The following is a 21,983-nucleotide window of genomic DNA, read 5'->3' on the forward strand; positions in this document are numbered from 1 at the left end:
ATCCTGATTGCTGCCCCAATATTGGACCCGTTTGAAACACTGAAAAACCCATAAAAAGCAGCGTCATCTGCTATTGCTTAACCCAGGTTAAATCGCCCCCGATCCTACTTCAGATGGATTAAACCTCTGCAATTTTTAATAATCTTTTTTCCACTTTATTGAGAGCGTGGCATCGCCATCTGTAGTAGTTTCTGAAGTAACAGAGACCTGTGGTCTTGGCTCCCACTCAACTTCAACGGAGCTGCCTGCCGCGCCCGCCGAGTTTAACTCGAGATATACATCGTCTGCGATGTATTGTCCGACTCCTACTTGCGCCGAGCCTTCATCATTGGTTCCGAATGATAGCCGGTCCACACCAAGGGCGGCTTGAAGCCCGGATGTGGGGTCGAATCCGGAACTGTTACCGCTGAGTCGCGCAATTGAATTGGCCAGTTGAGCGGCTTCCAGCGCTGACAGGTCCACCGAGGACCGCCCGAATAGCAGGCGTGACAGAATTTCATCCTCTGGCAAATCGGGAGAACTTGTTAGCTCAATCGTGGGGCTCGTGGGTGTGCCTGTCAGGGCGACATTCGCTTCAAACCCGTTCACCGTCCGGTCTGCCTCTACCTCCAGGCGGGCCCGCCGCAGAGGACCGTCAAAATAGACGTTACCGCTATCGAATATGAAGGGGCGCCCGGCCAGGTCCAGTGTTCCCCGGCGCATCGTCGCTATGCCGTTGAGGCGAGGATCGGCAGCCGTCCCGGTCAATTTCAGGTCTGCTCCCCATTCGCTTTCCAGTCCGCGACCATCAATGAAGACCCGGCGATCCGCTGTGATCTGCATATCCAGCGCGAGTGAATGCCTGAGTGCGCTTTGGCCGTCACTTGCGTCGCCATCCTCTTTCCAGCGCACGTCGATGGCCTGTGCTTTGGATGATGGCAGGTTGTCGAGATTGAACCGAGCCGATCGTACGTCGACATTTCCGGAAACGGTCCGCTTGTCTGCGCCACCAGCGAGATTGACCTTGCCGTCCACGCGAAGTGAGTCGCCATCCCGATTATAGACCAACAGGTCAGCAAAATCGGTCGTGAGTTTGGTGTCGTCTGCCGAGAGTGTACCGGACACGCTCACCGTACCGCCATCAGCCCCTTTGCCCCTTCCGCGCAAGGTTAGGGCCTGGTCGACATAATCTGTGTCCAGATTCAAATTCACGAGCCTGAGGCTTGTTGCCCCGAACTCATAAATGCCATCCGTCAGCTTTGCTTCAGCGCTGAATGCGGGTGTTGTGAGTGTTCCGGTCAGGTCGGCCGATGCGTCTATGACGCCGCCAATATCATGTCCATATGCCAGGGCGAGCGATCTCAAATCCGACAAGTCGCCCTGAAGATTGGCCGTTCCCTGCACGGGGCGCTCCATGTCCAGGTGCGCGATACCGTCTGGATCGGCAGCGACCGGCAGGCTCGCCGACCCCGCAAGTCGCAAGTCGCCATAATCGCCCGCGCCATCCACAATCAGCGCTCCGTTCCTCAGTCGACCTGCCAGATCAATGGCCAGGGCGCGCTCGAGCCCGGGTAACGGGCCCTCGACATTTATGTCAAACTGGCCTTCCGGATTTGCTCCGAATAACAGGAAGTCTCCATTGCCATTCACCATCACCCGGCGCGTGGCTATACCCGCTGAAGCCAGGACCGGAGCCAGGTCAACACTGTCGACCGTCAGGGTCATGCGGGGCGTACGGGTTCGCTCAGCAATGCGCGCTTCGATATTCCCGCCGAAGATGGCGATGTTTGCCTCGACCGAAGGAGTTTCGCCCAACCGCCAACTGACGGGCTGAACGGAGCGGACAGCCTCACCAAGCAAGGAGCCATCCAGTTCCATCTGGCCGCTAGGATACTCAGCCCCGAAATCCGCCTCACCCAATATGTTCAGCGAAGTGGGTCGGGCAGTATGTTCGCGTTCGACCTGTATTGCGAAATTGTAGCCTTCCGGGGCATTGCGAATTTGTCCGTCTACTGAGTCGAAGCGAAGCGACGGCGAGAGCCAAACATTCTGAACCTGGCCAGAGGCGGTGATCGACATGTCTTCATCCGGGGCCCGGTCCACGCTCAGTTCGACATCAAATGCACCGACATGCCGCGAGCCGAGATCAAATCGGTCTCCGACTATATTGAGTTTGAGGTCGAGCCCGCGCTCGCCGCCATACAAGAGAGACCCTGAAAGCTGGGCCGTCTCATAGTCGGATTGGATATCCCGCAGTGCGAACACACCGTCAGACCAGGATGCCATGGAGGTGATCTCGACAGGGTGGTCGCCGGCAATACCTTGCAAGGCGACCGGACCCGCCCAGCCATCGCCCGACCGTCTGAGATCTACGGACGTTTGCAAATCAGAGATAGCAATGGAGCCACGGCTAAACGCGCCGCCTGAGGATGCTAGGCTTATAGCATCCACGCCTCTTGGGCCGGAGAGTTGGAAGATGCCGGAGCTGAGGTCGATTGCCGAACCCGAGATAGGGATGGCATCGGACTGTGTGAATTGGCCCGACAGGTTCGCGACCCCGCCAGGTGCGTAAGTGCCTGATAGGGACAGGTTCACATTGTCACCATCTATTCTGGCGGTCCGTACACGATAAGAGGAGTCTGTCTTTTGAACTGTGGCGCGCAGCCGCGCGATATTTCCGAAAGCTTTGGCGGCCGTCGCATTCATCTCGTTTATGCCATGCGCGTTGACGTCTGCGACGATTGATGGGGCGGCAAACGGACCCGTCACCGCGAGGCTTCCGGTGGCGGATAAGTCGGGTGCGGATGACAGGAGGCCAGACACCTGTTGAAGCCGCGCCTGAACGTCAAGTGTCTTCTCGCGTATACTGATCGCACCGCTTGCTGCTATGCGTCCTTTGGCAAGACGTGCAGTCGAAGGGTCAAGGGTGACGACCCCGGTGTCCCGGTTGTAGTCGCCTGCGACATCCACCCTCGGTGATTGGCCTGCGATCCGGCGACCCGTCGCATTCGATGCCATGATGCCGGTGCCCGTCAGCGACCCTTTGAAGTTAACATATCGTCCGGTAGATACGATCTCCACTGGTCCTTCGACTTTCTTGAAAGGCAGGTCCGCACCCGCATTGGCGCGTAGTGCAGCATTGCCAGTCAGTCCGGGAGCCTCGCGGGGATCAGTCAGAGAGCCTGAAAAGACCAGATCGGTATCGAGGTTGACCAGTTCCTTGAGACCAGAAAACGTCACATCTAGATTGATCGGACCGTCGAAGTCGCGCTGGCGGCTGCGATATACACCGTTTGCGGACATGGACCCGGATGCAAGTGTGCCGGAAAATTCGAAAGGAATGCTCGCCTTCTCAATATCTCCATCAAGTTTCAGGGCGGCGGAGGGACCTATTAGTGTTCGCAGCTGTTCGGAGATCGGCAGGCGCGATGCGTTGATGTCCGCGCTGGCCAACAAGCCGCCAGCCGTGATCTTGCCCGTCAATTCGGCGACGGTCGCTCCTGAGATCTTCAGCTGAGCAAAGCCATCGCCATCATCCAGCGTTCCGCTGGCGCGGGCGCTGAGCGACGCACTATCGCCGTCGGGGAGATTTGAGAGTGTGGCCAGGGTACCTCCAGCGGGAGCGTCGACTTCTGCGTCTAGCCGGTAGGCACCTGAGGCTGTGCGCTTCAATGTGGCATCCACCCGGTCGCCGACACCTTCGAGCGGAAGCGCTGTCAGGGATAGATCGAACGTGCGCGATTTCGGCAAACGGAATTGGCCATCAATATCAAAAGCAGCGCGTGGACCGGCCACGCCTTCCTGCAACAAAAGCTCTGCGATACTGAGTTGATCGAGGGACACGGCCCAATTGCTGGAAGATTCCGAATTCTCATTCTCATCCCGTTCCAGGACGGGGCGGCGGCGCACATCGATTTTCTCGGCGCTGACAAGGTCAAGTTTCACGGTCTTCGACATCAGCCGCGCAGGTGACCAGGCGATGGCGACATTTTCCATGGTCAGCCACACGCCTTCAGAATCGGTCAGCGTGACGCGTGATGCGCCGAGCCGGTCCAAAGGGTCGCCGCTGAGGCCATCGATCTGGATTGTGCCCAATGGCCCCGCTTCACGGCCATCGATCTGAGACTCCACGAAAGCCCGCCCGCCGTCTGAGGCAATCCAGAGGCGTGCAGCAATGAGCAAGACGACCAGCGCAATGAGTGCCGACAGGATGGCCATCAACCATTTCCGTCTGCGGATCATGCCCAGGAGAGATGTGAGCGCCGCCATCAGAAAGATTGTCCGATGGAAACATAGATTTGAACCGGGTCTTCCCCATCGCGGCGGTCGAGTGGGGTGGCAATGTCAAACCGGACCGGTCCGAAGCCAGGGTAAAAGCGCACACCAAGTCCGAACGATGTCCGCATCTCGCCGAAGGCTTCGTCGATGGAGTCAGCTGCATAGCCGGAGTCGACAAAGGCGACGTAGCCCCACCGCTCGGACTTTCGCCAGCGCAGTTCAAGCGAGGCGGCGAACATGGCGTCGCCGCCAATGATGTTGCCGTCGGAATCTGTCGGTGAAAGAGACTGGTACTCGAAACCTCGTACGGACCCACCACCGCCCGCAAAGAATTTCCGGTCGACCGGCACGCCTTCGTCGCCCAGGAACGTGCCAGCTTCGGCACGCACAGCCGCGACCAGACGGTCGGAGATTTTTCGATAGGTCGAGGCGGAACTGGTAATCCGCGTATACGACGCTTCTCCGTCCCCGAACGAAATACCCGGCTCAACACCAAGAGAAACGCGGTTACCAGCCTGTGGGTCCAGCGGTGCCTTCACCGTATTGTAAGTCGCGCCGAGCGGAAACGAGAGGGTAACCTGCTCGACATAGTCGTCCTCGCCCTGCGCCCGCAGCTCGTAGTCGGTGGAGCGGGTCGCGTCCAGCGTCGTGCCAGCGGACAGCGTAAATTGTTCGTTGAAAGGCTGGGACAGGCTGGCCGAGACGCTCGCGCCTTGTAGGTCGTAGGCGTCGGTTTCTTCTGCGCGCACGCCTGTCTCAGCGGAGAAGTCACGTCCATAGCGACCGATATTCGGCCGCTCATAACTCAGCGTCAGCTCGCTTGTGCGCGTTGCGATCTGGGCATCGACACCGAGTGTGTCGCCAATGCCGGTCAGATTGCGTCTCTCCCAGCTGGCGGTCGTGCCAACACCATCAGATGTCGAGACGCTGACACCGGCGCCAACGGAGCGACGCTTGCCTTCAGATAGCTGGAGTTCGACGGGATGCAGCCCATCGCTGTCGGCTGTCTTATGGATGTTCACGCCGATGCCGTCGAAGAGATTTGTTCCCCTTACGCGCGTTCGCAAGGTTTCCATCTTCTCCGGGGCATAATAGTCGCCAGACTGCCAGTTGCGGAGGATGTTGATGGCGCTGTCTTTGGTTTTCAGCGAGTCTGGAACAACGAGTTCGCCAAGTTTCACGCGAGGGCCTGGAACCAGCTTGTAGGATAGCTCCAGGGTCTTGTCGGCGCGGGATGCGAGCGCATCGATGCCCTCGCTTTCTGCAAACGCGTATCCGGAATCGCGGAGCTGACTGACGAGCTGCTTCTCCAGCGTCTCTATGTCTTCGGTGACCGCCCATGTGCCGATACCCAACTCATCTGTAACGGCGTCGATCTGATTGCTGACATCTGCGGGCAAGTCATCCACGCCGGAAAGGGCCACCGATGCGATCGTGAACCGATCGCCCAAATCCACATCAAGACGCGGGCGCGTGTCCATGTCTTCCACGAGATCCGGGCTGACAATGGCGGTGAAATAGCCTTCGGAAGCGAGGTATTCCTCAAGGGCGCCAGCGGCCTGCGTGGCGCGGCGGCGCACATCCAGAAGGCTGGTCGGCGCTCCGGCGCGAATTTCCACCGCGTCGCGCGCACCCGATTCCAGATTCCTCGGCAACCCCTCGATCGTGACGGGAATTGTGGTCGTGTCGGACGCTTGAGTTTCGTCGTTGCCCGTAAAAGGAAGATAGGCACAGGCGGGTATCAGGCTGAGCGCAAGACAGCAGACAGCAGTCCTGCCAAAGGGCAGGGCACGACTCTCCGCTGGGCGTTCTGCCCGGTTTACCATCCTGTGCTCGATCCTTGCCTATTCATTGAGTTATGTGGGCCTTCTGGCTGAGTGTACGGTGAACAAGTTTGCTGAAATTTGTCACTTCCAAGCCGATAGCTGTTTTTTTGCATATGGGCGATATGTCCCGAGCTCGCAAAAATAGTCTTCACTGGCCTGATTGCGCGATGTCTGGCTGTCCCCCATATTTACAACTTCAATCTTTCCCGTGGGGATTTTCATGACATATCTGATGGTTCTGGGCGGCCTCGTCCTCCTGTTTATTGGAGGGGAGGGGCTGGTTCGCGGATCGGTCAGTGTTGCGCGTAAGCTCAACATTTCCGAACTGGTCATAGGCCTCACTCTGGTCGGTTTCGGTACGTCGGTTCCTGAACTCGTGACCAGTCTGCGCGCGATAAATGAAGGCGCCGTCGGCATAGCGGTTGGCAATGTCGTTGGTTCCAACATCGCCAATATCCTTCTCGTGCTCGGTGTGGCGGCCCTGATCCATCCCATCATTACCAATCCACGCGCCCTGATGCGCGATACATCGATCATGGTCATTGTTACCGCCCTTCTGTGCGTGTTGATCTGGTTCGACCTGTTTTCACGCCTTGCAGGATTTGTGCTGGTCGCATGTTTGCTGGGCTATATTGCCTTCTCCGTGTTTGCCGACCAGGCGGCTGGCGACGAAGTGGCTGAAATGCACGCCGGGGAAGGCGAAACGGTTGAGGCCAATTACGGCGTGGTGAAGGGGGTATTCATTGCTCTGGCGGGCCTGGTGGGCGTGGTGTTCGGCGCGAAGCTGCTTGTCGACGGCGGCGTAGTCATTGCACGAGAGTTTGGCATCAGCGAGACGGTCATCGGGCTCTCTATCGTGGCGGTCGGGACCAGTCTGCCAGAGCTTGCCACGTCTGCCATCGCGGCTTTCCGCGGCAAGGCCGATGTCGCGCTTGGCAACATCATTGGTTCCAACATATTCAATATATTGGGTATTCTCGGCCTGACGGCTCTCGTCCACCCGTTCAGCGTGCGCAGTATGCCGAGTGGAGATGTGACAACGGATGCATTGGCCTCTGGCGCGGGCCACAGCCTGATCAGTGTCGGCGACATGTCCGCGCTCGTCCTGTCGGTTGCGTTGATGGCGCTGTTTGCCATCACGGGCAAGCTGATCGCCCGCTGGGAAGGAGCAGTTCTCCTTTTGGGCTATGCGCTCTATATGGGATTGACCTTCAATCTCATTCCCGTACCGGCGATCCTATAATATGGCTGACAATCCGATCTATCAGGGCCTGGACCAACTCGGCCAGCAGACCCACCAACCGCAAAACCCGGAAGATGCCCAGCTGGAGCGCGTGCCCAACCCGCATGCTGGCACGCTCTATCTGACACGTTTCGTGGCCCCCGAATTCACCTCGCTTTGCCCGGTGACAGGTCAGCCGGATTTCGCACATCTTGTAATCGACTATGCGCCCGGCGAATGGCTGGTGGAATCCAAGAGCCTGAAGCTCTACCTTACCAGTTTCCGCAATCATGGCGCTTTCCATGAGGATTGCACCGTCTCCATCGGCAAGAAGATCTTCGATTTCACGGAAGCGACCTGGTTGCGTATTTCGGGATACTGGTACCCGCGCGGTGGCATCCCGATCGACGTGTTCTGGCAGTCCGGCGAGGTGCCTGCCGGACTTCACGTTCCGGATACAGGCGTTGCGTCCTATCGTGGTCGCGGTTAGCGCGTCCAGCGGGTCACGAGTTTGGACATATCCGCCCGTCCGCGTTCTGGTGGGGATATTTTTGAGGTTCCGAGATAGATGAAGCCGGCGACCCGTTCGGTCTCGGACAGGCCAAGACGTCCCGCAACCTGCTTATCGAAGGCTGGCCATTCGCTTAGCCAGGCCCCGGCCCATCCGCTCGCATTCGCAGCGAGCAGCAGATTGTAGCAAACCGCTCCGGCGGAGAGTTCCTGTTCCCAGACGGGCGTGCGACCGTCATCCGTTGGAGCAGATATCACTGCGACAACCACGGGCGCGCGCAGAAAAAGACCGGCGGCTTCCAGCAAATCCCGGGATTCAGCGCCTTCAAGCGTTTCCCCCCGAATGCGCGCCAGCTCCTGTCCGAAATCTTCGCGGGATTTTCCTTCAAATACGATGAACCGCCAAGGGGTCATCCGGCGGTGGTCTGGTACCCGCGCGGCAATTTCGAGCAATTCATCCAGCGCCTCAGGAGACGGCCCCGGCTCACCAATGAAATGTTTTCCGGCAGAGCGCCGCAAGGCGAGCAGCTGCCGCGCCTCGGCGCTTGGACGTGTTGCCAGCATGGGTGTCGCAATGGCTGGGGCGGGAGGGAATCGCTTTGTCATTGCGGCAACATAGGAGGGTGAGACTCGTTCTTAAAGGCGGTCTTTAACGATTGCAGGCTTGAGCATTTGCGTGGGGAGGCGTACAAGAGTGAACAGTGTTCACTTTCTGAACGGTTTGCGCGAGTAATGTGCCATATGCAGACAGATAACGCTTCCGAAGCGACGCCAGCCGATCGTCGTCGCTTGCGCGTGCGGGAATCGATTATTTCCGCTGCAGAGCGCGTTTTCGCCAGGGAAGGCGAAAACGGCTTGTCAATTCGACGGCTCGCCGATGAGATCGATTACTCACCCTCCGCAATCTACAAGTATTTCGGCTCGAAGGACGAATTGATTGATGAGTTGAAGGAGGCGTTTTTCGAGCGGCTCCTTCAGAAGGTTGATCGCAGCTCCAGTGCAGACCGTCCTTTCCTGCAACGCGCCAAGGCGTGCGTGGCAACTTATGTGGAGACGGCAGTAACTCGCCCCTTCCACTACGCCGCAGCCTTTTCCAGTATCCAGAGCACCGTCCCGGAAGGCTGTGCCGCACCATTATCCTGGGACGGATTTGTGGCGTCTCAGAAAGGACAGGCCTTTGGTGTGCTGATCAGTATGGTCACTGAAGGGCAGGAGCTTGAGGTTTTTGATCCCTCGCTTGATCCCGTCATGGCGGCCAAATCAATCTGGGCCGCCTCTCACGGGCTCGCGCAATTGCTCATCCACATGCCGCAATTCCATCAGCTCGTCCCGAACCAACAGCCGATGACCGCAACAGACTTCATTGAATTCCATGCCGATCTTCAGATCCGTGGGCTGCTAAAGCCTGCTGCCGGGACTGGAAGTGGCCGCCTGTCAGGACAAAACCCATGACCGACATTGATCACACCGCCGGAGATACCGCACGTGACAAACGGCCGACGGCCCTGAAGGGGCTGTTCTTCTTCATTATCCTGTTGCTCGTTTGCGGCGGCCTTGTGCTGGCTGCGACGCAGTTGCGCAGCAAGGAGGGGCCCAAAGTGGCTACGGTCGCGCCTGAGCCAATGGCGGTGCAGGTCGCGCCAGTCGAGTTGACCACGGCCTTCACGCTGAACGAAACCTATTCCGGCCTTGCCGAAGCGCGACGCAATTCTGCGCTGGGCTTTTCCACTGGTGGCCGTATCGAGACCATTGCCGTTGATGTGGGCGACCGCGTCAAGCGGGGCAGCATTCTGGCAAGCCTCGACACGCGCGGCCTGCGCGCCCAGCTCGCGTCTGCCACCGCTGTGGTCGAAGAGGCGCGCGCTGCGCACTCTCTCGCTCTGAGCACGGTCGAGCGACAACGTACCCTCAAGATGCAAGGCCATGTATCCCAGCAGGCGGTCGATGAAGCCGAAGCCCAGGCGAATACTGCGCTGGCCCGAGTCGAAGCGGCCAAGGCGCAAGCCGATATTTTCCGTGTCCAGATTGACCTGTCCCGCATCCCGGCGCCGTTCGATGGCGTAGTCACGGCGCGCAGGTCGGATGAAGGCGCGATTGCCGGCGCGGGCCAGCCGATTCTGGACTTGGTCGAAGCGGCGCATCTTGAAGCGCGCATCGGGCTACCCGCCAACAGCGCGGCGCGTCTGATACCTGGAGATGCGTATACTTTGCAGGCCGATACAGGGGCGGTTGAGGCCGTCTTGCGTAGCGTGACCGGCGTGATCGACCCGGCGCAGCGCACGGTCGCAGCTGTGTTCGAGATCAATGATGCCGAAATCGTCGCTTCCGGCGCTGTGGTCCGTCTGACCATGGAGCGGGATATAGACGAGCCGGGCTTCTGGGTTCCGGTGAAAGCATTGTCGACGGCCTCTCGCGGCCTCTGGACTATCTATGTGGCGGAGCCGGTCGGCTCAGGCTGGCAGGTTGCAACGCGCCCGGTCGAAATGGTGCATACTGATGGTGACCGCGCTTTCGTGCGCGGCGCGGTGACGGATGGCGAGCGCGTCATCACCAATGGCCTGCAGCGTATTGTGCCTGGCTTGCCGGTTGAGCCGCGGGATGTTCACCGCGCCTCCACCGTGAATGGTGGCTAGACCCGATGTCGACACTCTTCTTCAAATTGCCGCGCCTGGCGATCCTTGCCATTCTCGTAGTCCTGATTGGCGGACTGGGCGCGATGCTGACTTTGGGGCGTCAGGAAGACCCGACCCTGATTGAACGCTATGGCTATGTGCTGACGCCATTCCCCGGCGCAGATGCTGAGCGGATCGAGGCGCTGATAACAGAACCGGTTGAAGCGGCGCTGATGGAATTGCCCGAAATCGAAGATGTAACCTCGACCAGCAGGTCGGGCTTCTCGCAGGTCCGGGTCGAAATTCGGGAAGACCTGTCCGAAGCCGAAGTCGATGATACCTGGACTCTGATCCGAGGGCAGGTTGAGGAGGCCCGTGCGCAGTTCCCCTCAGGCGTCGGCACGCCCGAAGTCGAACGCCTCTATGTCGGCGCCGCGACGCTTGTGGTGGGCCTGACATGGACCGGCGAGGGAGATCCACCGCTCACTGTCATGCGGCGTCTCGCGCTTGATCTCGAAGACCAGTTTCAACGCCTGCCCGGAACAGAAGAAACCGAAACCTATGGCATGCCCGTCGAGGAAGTGCGCGTTGTCGTCGACCCACAAGCGCTTTCGGCATCCGGCCTGTCTTTCCGGCAGGCCGCGGCATTGATCGCCTCGGCTGACAGCAAGACACCAGCGGGCCGCTTGCGCGGTGAAGGCGGCACGATCGGCTTTGAGGTCGGGGGTGAATTCGATGGCATATCCCGTGTTCGCCAGGTTCCGCTCTTGCAACGTGCCGACGGATCGGCTGTTCGCGTGGCCGATGTGGCCCGGGTTGAGAAGGGCTTTGCCGATCCGTCCACTCAGCAGGCCTATGAGAACAATCTCCGCACGGTCATGGTCGGCGTCTATATTTCGCCCGGCCAGCGCGTCGATAAATGGGCTGAAGGTGCGCGTGAGATATCTGAAAATTTTGCGGCATCCGCGCCGCCAGGACTCAAGGTCGAGACAATCTTCGACCAGAGTCTCTACACCAATGACCGCCTTAATGGTCTTGCGCAGAGCCTGTTGTTTTCCGCCTTCATCGTCGTCCTCGTCCTGTTCGTCACGATGGGGTGGCGTTCGGCCATCGTGGTCGGCATGGCCATCCCGTTGACGGTTAGCCTCGTGCTGATCCTGTTCAGCCTTTTTGGTCACCCGCTGCACCAGATGTCGGTGACGGGGCTTGTCATTTCACTTGGCCTGTTGATCGACAATGCGATCGTTGTGGTGGACGAATTCGACCAGTTGCGCGCCAAGGGGCAGAACCGTTTCGAAGCGATCCGCAAGAGCCTGAATCATCTGGCAGCACCGCTCGCGGCCTCCACCCTGACAACGGCGCTTGCTTTCGCGCCCATCGCCATGCTGCCCGGCGGGGCAGGAGAGTTCGTCGGCATGATCGGCCTGTCAGTCGTGTTCTCGATTACAGCCTCCTTCGTGGTATCCATTACCGTCATCCCGGCCATGGCCGGTTGGTTTGACCGCAAGCGGGGCTGGGAGACGGGGCATGCAAAGCGGCCGCGTCGATGGTGGCGCGACGGCTTCACCAATGATTTCATTTCCGATGGTTATCGCGCCTCTATTGAGATGGTGCTGCGCTATCCGCCGCTTGGTATTCTGGCCGGTGTCGCCCCTGCGGTGTTCGGCTTCTGGCTCGTTGGTCAATTGCCATCACAATTCTTTCCGCAAACGGAACGTGACCAGTTTCAAGTGTCGCTGCAACTCTCGCCCGAGGCCGACATCCACGATACGGTTGATTTGGTCCATCGCGCGACCGAGATGATCAGTGGCATCGAGGGGGTCGAGGATGTGACATGGGTGCTCGGCCAGCCCTCTCCGCGCGTCTATTACAATATCATCAACAATACTGAAGGCGTTGAAGGCTTTGCGTCTGGCTGGGTCCAGCTGGATTCGAATGAGCGGACGCATGAAATCGTCGGAGAAGTCCAGCGCAGGGTGCGCGAAGAATTTCCGAGCGCCCGTTTCCTGGCACTGCCATTCGAACAGGGCCCGCCTGCGGATGCGCCGATTGAGTTCCGCATCATGGGGAATGACTTTGACACGTTGAACATGATTGGGGACCAGACACGCGCCGTGCTCGGACAAACCCCCGGAGTTACCTACACCGTGGCTTCGCTGGAGCTTGGCGCGCCGACCATGCGCTTGCAGGCCGATGAAGCCGCCTCTGCAATGGCGGGCGAGCGCCTGACTGATATTGCGGCAGACCTTAGCGCAGAGCTCGAAGGTGTCCGGGCTGGATCGGTCCTTGAAGGCACCGAGGAATTGCCCGTGAAAGTCATCGCGCCGATGTCGCGCCGGTCCGGCATGTCAGATTTGCGCTCGGCAACGGTTGGCAATGGTTCAGGCACACCGATCTCCGCATTGGGCGAGGTGACGCTCGTTCCGGAGACAGCGGTCATCACGCGCCGGAACGGCCAGCGGATGAATCAGATCCTGGCCTATCTGGACCCCTACACACTGCCGGCACCGGTGCTGGAAGACTATCAGGCCCGTTTCGCGGAAACCGGCTTTCATGTGCCAGCAGGGTATGAAGTCGTCGTCGGTGGCGAGGCAGAAAACTCCAGCGATGCGGTTGGCAATCTTGCCGCCGTAGGTGTGCCGCTTGTCATGGTGATGGCGGGCGCGATCATGCTTGTGTTCAACTCGTTCCGCATGATGCTGCTTGTGCTTGCCTCCGGTTTCTTGTCGCTCGGTTTCGCCTTCTTCGGCGTCTGGCTGTTCAATCTGCCATTTGGTTTCAACGCCATCATTGGCGGGCTTGGCTTGTTCGGGATCGCGATCAACGGCTCGATTGTGGTCTTGTCCCTGTTGAGAGCCAATCCCGCAGCGATGGCCGACGATGTGATTGCCCAGCGCGAAGTGGTCGTGGATGCCACCCGGCACATCGTGGCAACGACGCTGACGACCATGGGTGGTTTTGTGCCGATCCTGCTGACTGGGGACTCTTTCTGGATGCCGCTGGCAGCGGGAATTTCAGGCGGAGTTGGTGGGTCGGCGCTGCTGGCGCTGTATTTCACGCCCGCAATATTCCGCATCACGACAGCAAAACCCGTTCGCACCGCGATGCGTCATGTGTTTAACCGCTCGGAAATGCCGGCTGAGTAATTGGCTGCCAACACTTGCACTCGGGCAAAAATCGCCCATCTCGTTTAGTCAGGGACTGGAAGGAAGAGACATGCCAGAGAACCCGGATATCGGCGCCCCGGCGCCCGCCTGGAACCGCCTGCGTTTTGAAGCGCGCGCTGCTGCTGCGGATGAGCCGACCCTGTCGAGCTATCTGAACTCCGCGATCCTGGCGCATTCGACCCTGTGTCAGGCGCTGTCATTTCATCTGGCTGAGAAGCTCAAGAGCCCGGTCATGAGCACCCAGCAGGTGCGCCATATCCTTAGTGATACTTATGATACACACCGCTCTCTGGTGACTGCGGCGGAAGCCGACATGCAGGCCGTTCTCGAGCGTGATCCGGCTTGCCGGGGCATGCTTCAACCCTTCCTCTACTTCAAAGGGTTCCTCGCGCTTCAGACCTATCGCGTCGCCAATCATCTTTGGCGCGAAGGCCGTGAAACGCTGGCCTTCCATTTCCAGAGCCGCGCTTCGGAACTGTTCGGCGTCGACATTCACCCCGCCGCCCGCATCGGTACCGGCGTCATGCTGGACCATGCGTCCGGCATCACGATTGGTGAAACAGCGATTGTTGGCGACGACTGTTCGCTCCTGCACGGTGTGACATTGGGCGGTACAGGCAAGGAAGTCGGCGACCGCCATCCGAAGATCGGCAAGGGTGTCCTGCTTTCGGTCGGAGCCAAGGTTCTGGGCAATATCCATATCGGTGACGAAGCCAAGGTTGCGGCCGGCAGTGTCGTGCTGAAAGATGTGCCCGCCAAGTGCACCGTTGCGGGCGTTCCGGCCCGGATTGTCAGCGGCCCGTCCTGCTGTCATCCGGCTCAGACCATGGACCAGACGATTCCCGACGAGATGGGCAAGTAATCCCAAGTTTCGCCTGACAGGCGTTCGCGGTGAATACAACTCTCGTCACGGCTGAATTGTAGCAAGTTTTGGCAGCTTTATTGTCTCTACCAGCGTTTCATTTCGGGATCGGAATGTTGTTGCACGCCTCTGTTTCAGATAATGTTTAGCGCAATGCCCGGTATCGGGTGGGGCGTTGATTGCATGTGAATCGAGGGCGGCAGTTTGAGTGAGAACACCAGCACCGAAGGCCGGCTTCTGCGCACGCGCAAGGTGCGTCGGGCACAGAGCGACCGGCTGCCATTTGTCCCGTATGGTGGCGCGCCAATTATCGCGCTGGGCTTGCTCATGGCGTTTGCACTCTGGCCATTTGCGTTTGGTGTCATTCAGCTTTCAACCGAACGCGCTGCTGCTCAGGCACTTGCTGATATTGATGCGGCCTGGGCCCGGCCGCGTGTGTCCGGCCAGTGGGTGACATTGGAAGGCCGCCCGCCAAGTCGGCAGGCCGCCGAAGGAGCCCTCGCCGCGGTGCGCGAGGCGCGTGCTTCGACCCTGCTCGGAATGGCAAGGCCCGTCACACGCGTGCGCGACGGATTCGACTGGGCTGGTTTGGGCGAGACGGCCTCCGCCAGCAGCATCAACTGGTCGTTCCGGGTCGCGAATGGAGTGCTGACGCTGGACGGCGACATGCCAAACAATACGGTTCGGGAGCAGGTAGTCGCGGCGGCCCGTACGGAAATCGATCCGCCGCGCATCGTGTCCGTGCAGGACAGCTTGTCTATCACCAATGACCCGTCACCCGACGGCTTCCTCGAAATTGCCCTGCGCGGCGTGGACACGGTTTCGCGTTGCGATCGCGGTGTGTCGGGCTTCAATACCAACCGCTTCTCGCTCAGCTGTGAACTGCCTGCCGCAGATGCGGCGACGGTCCGCGACATTGCGCTGGCACCTGTCCCCATGGGCGAAGTCGGGGCGGTCGATATCATTTCACGTGAGGCCGTGGATTCCTGCGAGTCCTCGCTGTCCGACCTGTTGGGTGATGCGCGGATCGAGTTCCAATCCTCCAGCGCAGTCATCGGAGCCGGAAGCGCCAGTCTGCTGGATGATGTGGCGGAAGCCGTTCGAGCATGTCCCGGTTCGCTCCGCATTGCGGGCTACACGGACAGCACGGGTCTGCCTGAAACCAACCGCCAGTTGAGCCAGGCGCGTGCCGAGGCAGTCCGCAACGCGCTGATCGCGCGGGGAGTACCGCAGAACCGGCTGGTCGCGACCGGCTATGGCGATGCCAGCCCCGTCGCGCCGAACACGACCGCTCAGGGTCGCGCCCTGAACCGCCGAATAGAGATACGGGTGATCCGTGTTTCCGAATGATTTCCTCCTGATACGTCGAAAGTAAACATCATGTGGTTTCTTCTCATCCAGATCTTGCTGCTCATGTTGTTCGCCGCATTGGCGGGCGCAATGCTGGCCTATTGGTGGATGCGCAATCGCTATGAGGATGTCACCGAGAGCTATGAAGAGCTGATGGAGACCAGCGCGCTTTCGGAAATGCGGTCAGGTGTGACCCGCGATGACCTGCTCGCGCATTTTGCGGCTATCGAGGAGCGGCTTTCGAGTTTGCCCGCGCCTGTCACGCGAGATGAGTTCCACGCCAATATTCACAGTCTTGGCGACCGTCTGACGGCTTTGCCCATCCCTGACGTATCTCCGATCAATTCCCGCCTTGAATCTATCGAGACCCGGCTCACCGATAGCGGGTCCAGCTTTGACCCCGTCATTTCGCGGCTGGCGGATCTCGACATGGCCGTGGGGCAGTTGAAGAACACTGACCTCGAAAGCCTGGAGGCACGCCTGTCGAGGATCGAGGACAATGTGAACGTTCTGGTCAATTCAGAGCCACAGGAAATGCCGGCATTTCCTGAAGTGCCGGAAGTTGATCTGGGACCGATCCATAGCGGTCTTGCCCGGCTTGAACTGGCACTCGAAAATCTCGACGTGCCGATGACGGATCTTGAGCCGATTCGCAGTGATTTTGGCCAGATGGAGGCGCGCCTCGCCGAATTTGCGGAAGGGCTGGATGCCCAGCGCAAGGCAGACAACGAAAGCATGACCATCCGTCTGCAGACCTTGTCGTCGTCGCTCGCGTCGCTGCGCGTGCCGGATGTCGACAGCCTGCGTGACCGGTTGGCCCGTCTTGAAACCGCCATTGGTGAGCTGTCCCAGACCGAAGTTGACCTGGGTCCGGTTACTGAAACGCTTCGCCAGATCGAGCGTGATATGAAGAGCGCACCTGACCATGTGCGGATCACCCATAACAAACTTGCCGATCTTGAGGGGGGCACCGCAGCGCTGCATTCGAAACTGGCGGCGCTCGAAGCCCATGTGTCGGTGATGGACCGTACGCCCGTAGACCTGACGCCAATCCAGGCGCGTCTCGCCAACTTCGAATCGTCGATGGCAGCGCTCCGCATCGACATGCAGTCGCTTCCCGATGTTGCGCCGCTGGAACGTCGTCTCGCTGCGCTTCAGGAATCTGTCCTCAACTTGCAGGATCCTGACCTGTCCAGCGTCACCAATTCGCTGCGCAAGATGGAGGCCCGCTTGAACATGGGCGCCGTCGAGGATCGGTTGACCTCCATCGAATATGGCATGGCCGCGATGCACCATATGGTGCGCACCCTGCAGGAAACGGCCTATTCGCGCACCGAAATCGACTATAGCCAGCGCGTGCCGCTGTCTCAGGCGCATTTCACGCCCAAAGCCGAAATGCCTCCGGCTGCGCCACCACCGCCGCCTCCACCCCCTCCTCCTCCGGCTGCAGCCGAAACCGTCCGCACAGTTGAGGTTCGCCGAGGCGTCGATCCCATCGCGGCGGCCCGTCGGCCGGATGACAAGGCGAACTTGCTAGTCAGCGCCGCTTTCGGTCAGGATGACGATCTTGAGCGCATCAACGGGATTGGCCCGATGCTGGCCGAATTGCTCAATGAAATCGGCGTGTTCTATTTCTGGCAGATTGCCGAATGGGGCCCGGACGAGATCAAGTGGGTCGATGACAAGCTCGAGCATTTCAAGGGCCGTATCCAGCGCGATGACTGGGTCGGACAGGCAAAATTGCTGGCGGTACAGCCGGAAGCTGCCCAACGTCCCGGCAAGGCCTGATCCGGCTTTTGGCAAATCGGTCCAGCTGACCCCTTTTCTCAAACCGGGAATTGGGGTTAGTTAACACTGCGCGCTCGGGGGACGATGTAGCGACCAGCGGAAGGGGACGCCCGCAATGCTTCGGACCGTACTGACAGCTTTCCTATGCCTGATACTGGGCCCATTTGCCTTGGCCGAAAGCGGCGATCCCCCTCGATACGCCCTGATCATAGGGAATTCAGGCTACCAGCAGACCGGGTGGCAGCTCGCCAATCCGTCAAGAGACGCCCGGCTCATGGCGGACACGCTCGGCAAGGTCGGCTTTTCCGTCGATCTCGTGCTGGATGGCACTGAAGAAGAAATGGAGCAGGCCTTTGCCAGTCATGGCGCGCGGCTCAAAGCTGGCGGACCGGCCTCCGTCGGCCTGATCTATTATGCCGGGCATGGCGTGCAGTCGCAGGGGCTGAACTATCTTGTTCCGGTGGACGCCAATGCCCGTTCAGAGCAGGACATATGGCGACAGGCGCCACGTCTTGGGGATGCACTGCGCTATGTTGAGCATGCCGGCAATGCGGTGAATTTCGTCATTCTCGATGCCTGTCGCGACAATCCGTTGCCCAGCGCAACGCGCAGCGCTGCCGGCGGACTGGCCGAGGTGAAGCCTGCGCGCGGCCTGCTCATTTCCTATTCCACGGCGCCCGGCTATGTCGCCTATGATGGCGAGGGCGGAAATTCGACCTTTGCTCTGGCGCTGGCCGAGACAATTGGTCAGCAGAATCTGATCGCTGAACAGGTTTTCAAACGTGTCGCGGATCGCGTGAACCAGTCCACCAACGGCCTGCAGACTCCTTTCTACAATTCCGGCCTTACAGGCGCTGATTTCTGCTTTGCTGGATGTGATGGCGGCGCAGCGCCCGAGCCGGCGCCGATCAGCAACTCGCCCCGCCTGCCACCGCATGGCGCGCGCAACTCGTCCGCGCGTAGCGCAGGCGGTGCCACGGCAGAGACAGGCGGCGGCGCTTCAACGCCCGCCTTCACGGAAGTTTCCAGCCTGCTTCGCGCAGCGGCTTTCAATGCGGCCACACTGGGCGGGGACATTTCCGAACGCAAGTTCCGGGACTGCCCCGATTGCCCGGAAATGGTGGCCATTCCGGGTGGCGAATTCCTGATGGGCTCACCTGACGGAGAGAAAGAGCGCAAGGATAATGAAGGCCCGCAATGGCGCGCCACGATTGAACCCTTTGCGGCTTCCGCAACCGAGATCACCTGGGGGCAGATCAATACGTGCATCGCGGCCGGAGGGTGCGTTGGCAATGAAGCGAGCGACGAAACACGCAGCGATCAGTGGCAGCAACCAGCAATCCCGGTGATCAATATCACCTGGGTTGAGGCGATGGCCTATATCGACTGGCTGAACACTCGCGTGGAGGGCGAGCCTTATCGCCTGTTGAGCGAGGCCGAGTGGGAATATGCGGCGCGGGCGGGCACAACCACGCCTTTCCATACCGGCGAGACGCTCAGCGACTCACAAGCAAATTTCAACGCATCACGGGTCTATAATGGCAGCCCCAAAGGCACATGGCCACGCCGTCCGATGCCTGCGGGCTATTATCCCCCGAATGCTTTCGGCCTGCACGAGATGCATGGCAATGTCGCCGAATGGATCGCCGATTGCAGCGTGCGGTCGTATCTGGGGCGGTTCGGCACGGCGACCATTTATGACGAACCGGGATGCCGCACCCGAGCGGTACGGGGTGGCAGTTGGGAGAAGGTGCCCTCCTACGTGCGCTCAGCGTTTCGTGACGGGTTTCCGGACACTGGGCGCGATGACGGGATCGGCTTCCGAGTGGCGAGGGACAGGGACTAGCGGATGAAAACGATCAGCCCCCTGATCAGCCACCACCGGGCTGAATTGAAGGCAGAGGCGCGGCTCAACCGCTATCTCTTGCTCGGGGCGATCTTCATGGCACTCGTATCTTTCAGTGTCTTCATCTCCACTCTGCTCGGGCATTATCCCCTGCCATTCGGTGAGGATTTGTTTGCGGAGAATCCGGAACGCATGATCGGCGCGTCCAATTTTTTCGTGGCGACCGCCATTGGCGCGGCGCTGCGCATGTGGCGCAAACGGCAGATGCGGATCAAACTCCTGATCGCCGAGGCGTTCATTCGGGAGGATGATGCAGACACCGGCCTTCGTCTGTTGCTGGAGCCCGTATTCGGACCAACTGTCTGGGACGGAGCCGACACGCCCATTCTCGCTCACAGGAGCCCAGCATGAGCCCGCAATCAGATATCGGCAAGACTCCGGTTACGTCACTGGACCTGCTTCGTGAGTTGCAAGGCGAGCAGAAAGCCTTTCGCTTCCTGATTCGGGCACTGGCGGTTCTGCTGGTGACGGCGGCGGTGATCGCGGTCGGCAGCGTGATCTATTTCTATATGGCGCTACAGGGGCTGAAATCCGAATATGCCTATCAAGCGCGCCTCAACGAGATAAACCTGCGCATTGTGGCAGGGGAAGCCAGCCGCCAGCGGGAATCGACGCAGGCTCAGCTGGTGGCTATCCGCGAAGAGAATGAGTCTGCCCGTCGTCAGGGCGAGCTTTCCCGCGAACTCCAACAGGCCGGATCTGCCCGCCAGATTGCGGCTTACAAGGACCGCGCCATCTCTATCGCGCGCAGCCATGTGCTTGGGAAGACGATGAATGATGTGACGTCCCAAGTGGTCAGCATGGTGCTGCGCGCCGATGATGGGGAAGTTCGCCTGCTGAAGGATGAAGAGCACCTGCTGCTGCAAGCGGCATTGAACGACTGGGGCGGCGAGGTCGAGTCGAGCGATGTTCGCGCAGCCTTTCAGCAACTCATGGATGCCGAGCAATTATCCGATCAGGCGATCGGGGCAGCGGGGCTCGCCATGCTGGAATACCGCGATGCCAATGATGCGTCCCTTGTCTGGAATGGTGGCTGCTCCACCGTTGTGGACTATGTGAACCAGGCGAGTGCCCGTGATCTGGATGAGCCGATGCTGCTGCTCTGGAAAGGCCAGTGCCTGCGCAAGCGGGGGGATGCGTTGCTGGCCTATCGGGCCTTCAGCGAGGCGGCGCATTTGATCCTGGCCGATCCTGAAGACATCACGCTGGAACAGGAACAGATGGCGCATCACGGCGTCGGGACAACTCTGGTGGCCCTTGCTGCCCAACGCCAGCTGCCGGAAGGGCGCCTCTATGAAGAAGCCCTGCAGGAAGCCTTGTCGGAACTTCGCATCGCCGCGCGTATCCGGGCCGAGCGGGGCGCGACACAAGTTGGCGTTGCCTATACTGAAGAGAATATCGGTTTCATTCACATTCTGGATGAGGATTGGCCTGCGGCGCTGGACCATACCAAGCGGATCGACGACATCCTTCCGCTCGCCTGGAATTTGACGGTTCGCCATATTGCTGCGCGCGAGAATGGTATCGCCCTGCGTCAGGCCGGTGCGAGCCGGGAAGCTCTGGAAAATATGGAAATGATCCAGGATGAGACCGCGATGGTGCTGTCCCTGATGGAGTGCAACCAGATCGACAAGCCGGAACTTCAGCGCTTGCTTCCGAGCCGGTTTGAGACTGTGCTGGAAAGCCTTTCGGCCCATTGCGCGCTGGAAGCAGAGCGCAGCTGATTTACAGGCATGGCGGTTGCAACCGTATCGAAAACCTCTACGTTGCGCCGCGAACCGAAAGACCTGAAGGAGCCCGATTATGGAGCGCGAAGAAACGCTGCGCCTTGAAGCCTATCTCAAGGAAAAACTGCATCCGGGCCTGCGCCTGGTCGCCCGCGACAAGACCGATGATTCCGTCGAATGCTATCTCGGCGCCGAATTTCTGGCCGTTGTTTACAAGGATGTGGACGAGGGCGAGACCTCTTACCAGTTCCAGATGACGGTGCTGGAAGAAGACATCAAATAAATGCCCCTGACGGCACCCGCGCTATGCGGGTGCCTTTGGGAATGGCAAATCCTTGAGGTCCGGCTCGATCCATTCGCGCCGGGCCTTTTTGTTGAACAACGTATCCTTTCGCCAGTATTCCAGCAGCCAGTCGGGCTTTCCATAGGGACCGGCCAGAAGGCGCGACAGGATTTCATGCAGGGGCATGCCGTCGGGCGCGCTCGTCAGGGCATGGGCCGCCACGCGCAGTGAGGCGATGGTAATGGTCTCGTGATAGCCTTCACAGTCGGTGTTCTGGCCGCCGACAGATTCGTTGAAGGCGCGGATCATTCCCGGCATGTCACGGAAAGCGGCGTGTTCATCCTCGGACAGCAGGCAGAGCGCGCCGGCCCAATGGGCGGCGTGGGTCCATCTTTCCTTGGGCAGCGTGCAGGCGCGGAACGCCTTGGTCAGCGCCTTGATATGGGCATCGGTTTCAAAACTCATGGTCCAGT

Annotated in this window: 16 protein-coding genes; 12 read left to right on the forward strand and 4 right to left on the reverse strand. The window is 59.7% G+C overall.

All coding sequences use genetic code 11. The annotated features are described in order from the left end of the window. Nucleotides 1-135: 135 nt before the first annotated feature. On the reverse strand, nucleotides 136-4,248 hold the full coding sequence (locus B3527_RS08500; RefSeq protein WP_290484266.1) for a translocation/assembly module TamB domain-containing protein: 4,113 nt from the start codon (nucleotides 4,246-4,248) through the stop codon (nucleotides 136-138). Further along, nucleotides 4,248-6,083 carry an autotransporter assembly complex protein TamA gene (locus tag B3527_RS08505; RefSeq protein ID WP_290478952.1) on the reverse strand — a complete coding sequence of 612 codons (1,836 nt, stop codon included), beginning with the start codon at nucleotides 6,081-6,083 and terminating at the stop codon, nucleotides 4,248-4,250. The genes B3527_RS08500 and B3527_RS08505 overlap by 1 nt, the downstream gene beginning before the upstream one ends. Before the next feature lie 220 nt (nucleotides 6,084-6,303). On the opposite strand from B3527_RS08505, the gene B3527_RS08510 reads away from it, so the two are divergent. Both B3527_RS08510 and queF read left to right on the forward strand, forming a co-directional pair. Further along, on the forward strand, nucleotides 6,304-7,326 hold the full coding sequence (locus B3527_RS08510) for a calcium/sodium antiporter (RefSeq protein WP_206992700.1): 1,023 nt from the start codon (nucleotides 6,304-6,306) through the stop codon (nucleotides 7,324-7,326). Nucleotide 7,327: 1 nt separating this feature from the next. Further along, nucleotides 7,328-7,795, forward strand: coding sequence for a preQ(1) synthase (gene queF / locus B3527_RS08515; protein WP_290478951.1), 468 nt, complete (start codon nucleotides 7,328-7,330; stop codon nucleotides 7,793-7,795). Here the strand turns inward: queF and B3527_RS08520 are convergent. Next, nucleotides 7,792-8,379, reverse strand: a complete 588-nt coding sequence (locus B3527_RS08520) for a nitroreductase family protein (RefSeq protein WP_242517504.1) — start codon at nucleotides 8,377-8,379, stop codon at nucleotides 7,792-7,794. The two genes, queF and B3527_RS08520, sit on opposite strands and share 4 nt — an antisense overlap. A 177-nt stretch (nucleotides 8,380-8,556) precedes the next feature. Between B3527_RS08520 and B3527_RS08525 the strand changes: the two genes are divergently transcribed. From B3527_RS08525 to B3527_RS08570, 10 genes are all read left to right on the forward strand, one after another. Next, nucleotides 8,557-9,267, forward strand: coding sequence for a TetR/AcrR family transcriptional regulator (locus B3527_RS08525; protein WP_206992703.1), 711 nt, complete (start codon nucleotides 8,557-8,559; stop codon nucleotides 9,265-9,267). Further along, nucleotides 9,264-10,448, forward strand: a complete 1,185-nt coding sequence (locus B3527_RS08530; protein WP_290478950.1) for an efflux RND transporter periplasmic adaptor subunit — start codon at nucleotides 9,264-9,266, stop codon at nucleotides 10,446-10,448. The genes B3527_RS08525 and B3527_RS08530 overlap by 4 nt, the downstream gene beginning before the upstream one ends. A 5-nt stretch (nucleotides 10,449-10,453) precedes the next feature. Then, a complete protein-coding gene (locus tag B3527_RS08535; RefSeq protein WP_290478949.1) occupies nucleotides 10,454-13,573 on the forward strand; it encodes an efflux RND transporter permease subunit in 3,120 nt (1,039 codons plus the stop codon). 70 nt (nucleotides 13,574-13,643) lie between these two features. Continuing rightward, nucleotides 13,644-14,456 carry a serine O-acetyltransferase gene (gene cysE / locus B3527_RS08540; RefSeq protein ID WP_206992706.1) on the forward strand — a complete coding sequence of 271 codons (813 nt, stop codon included), beginning with the start codon at nucleotides 13,644-13,646 and terminating at the stop codon, nucleotides 14,454-14,456. Nucleotides 14,457-14,660: 204 nt separating this feature from the next. Continuing rightward, nucleotides 14,661-15,806, forward strand: a complete 1,146-nt coding sequence (locus B3527_RS08545; protein ID WP_290478948.1) for an OmpA family protein — start codon at nucleotides 14,661-14,663, stop codon at nucleotides 15,804-15,806. A 30-nt stretch (nucleotides 15,807-15,836) separates the two neighbouring features. Beyond that, nucleotides 15,837-17,594, forward strand: a complete 1,758-nt coding sequence (locus B3527_RS08550) for a hypothetical protein (protein ID WP_290478947.1) — start codon at nucleotides 15,837-15,839, stop codon at nucleotides 17,592-17,594. A 115-nt stretch (nucleotides 17,595-17,709) separates the two neighbouring features. After that, nucleotides 17,710-19,440, forward strand: a complete 1,731-nt coding sequence (locus B3527_RS08555; protein ID WP_290478946.1) for an SUMF1/EgtB/PvdO family nonheme iron enzyme — start codon at nucleotides 17,710-17,712, stop codon at nucleotides 19,438-19,440. Nucleotides 19,441-19,443: 3 nt separating this feature from the next. Beyond that, nucleotides 19,444-19,851: a hypothetical protein gene (locus tag B3527_RS08560; protein WP_206992710.1), complete on the forward strand. Its 408-nt coding sequence runs from the start codon at nucleotides 19,444-19,446 to the stop codon at nucleotides 19,849-19,851. Then, entirely contained in the window at nucleotides 19,848-21,224 is a 1,377-nt protein-coding gene (locus tag B3527_RS08565) for a hypothetical protein (RefSeq protein ID WP_206992711.1), read from the forward strand. The genes B3527_RS08560 and B3527_RS08565 overlap by 4 nt, the downstream gene beginning before the upstream one ends. A 79-nt stretch (nucleotides 21,225-21,303) precedes the next feature. Next, entirely contained in the window at nucleotides 21,304-21,510 is a 207-nt protein-coding gene (locus B3527_RS08570) for a DUF3126 family protein (protein ID WP_206992712.1), read from the forward strand. 21 nt (nucleotides 21,511-21,531) lie between these two features. On the opposite strand, the gene B3527_RS08575 is transcribed toward B3527_RS08570, so the two are convergent. Then, entirely contained in the window at nucleotides 21,532-21,975 is a 444-nt protein-coding gene (locus B3527_RS08575; RefSeq protein ID WP_206992713.1) for a hypothetical protein, read from the reverse strand. Nucleotides 21,976-21,983 lie beyond the last annotated feature (8 nt).

It is taken from the genome of Hyphomonas sp. UBA4505 (genome assembly GCF_002388685.1).
GTDB lineage: Bacteria > Pseudomonadota > Alphaproteobacteria > Caulobacterales > Hyphomonadaceae > Hyphomonas.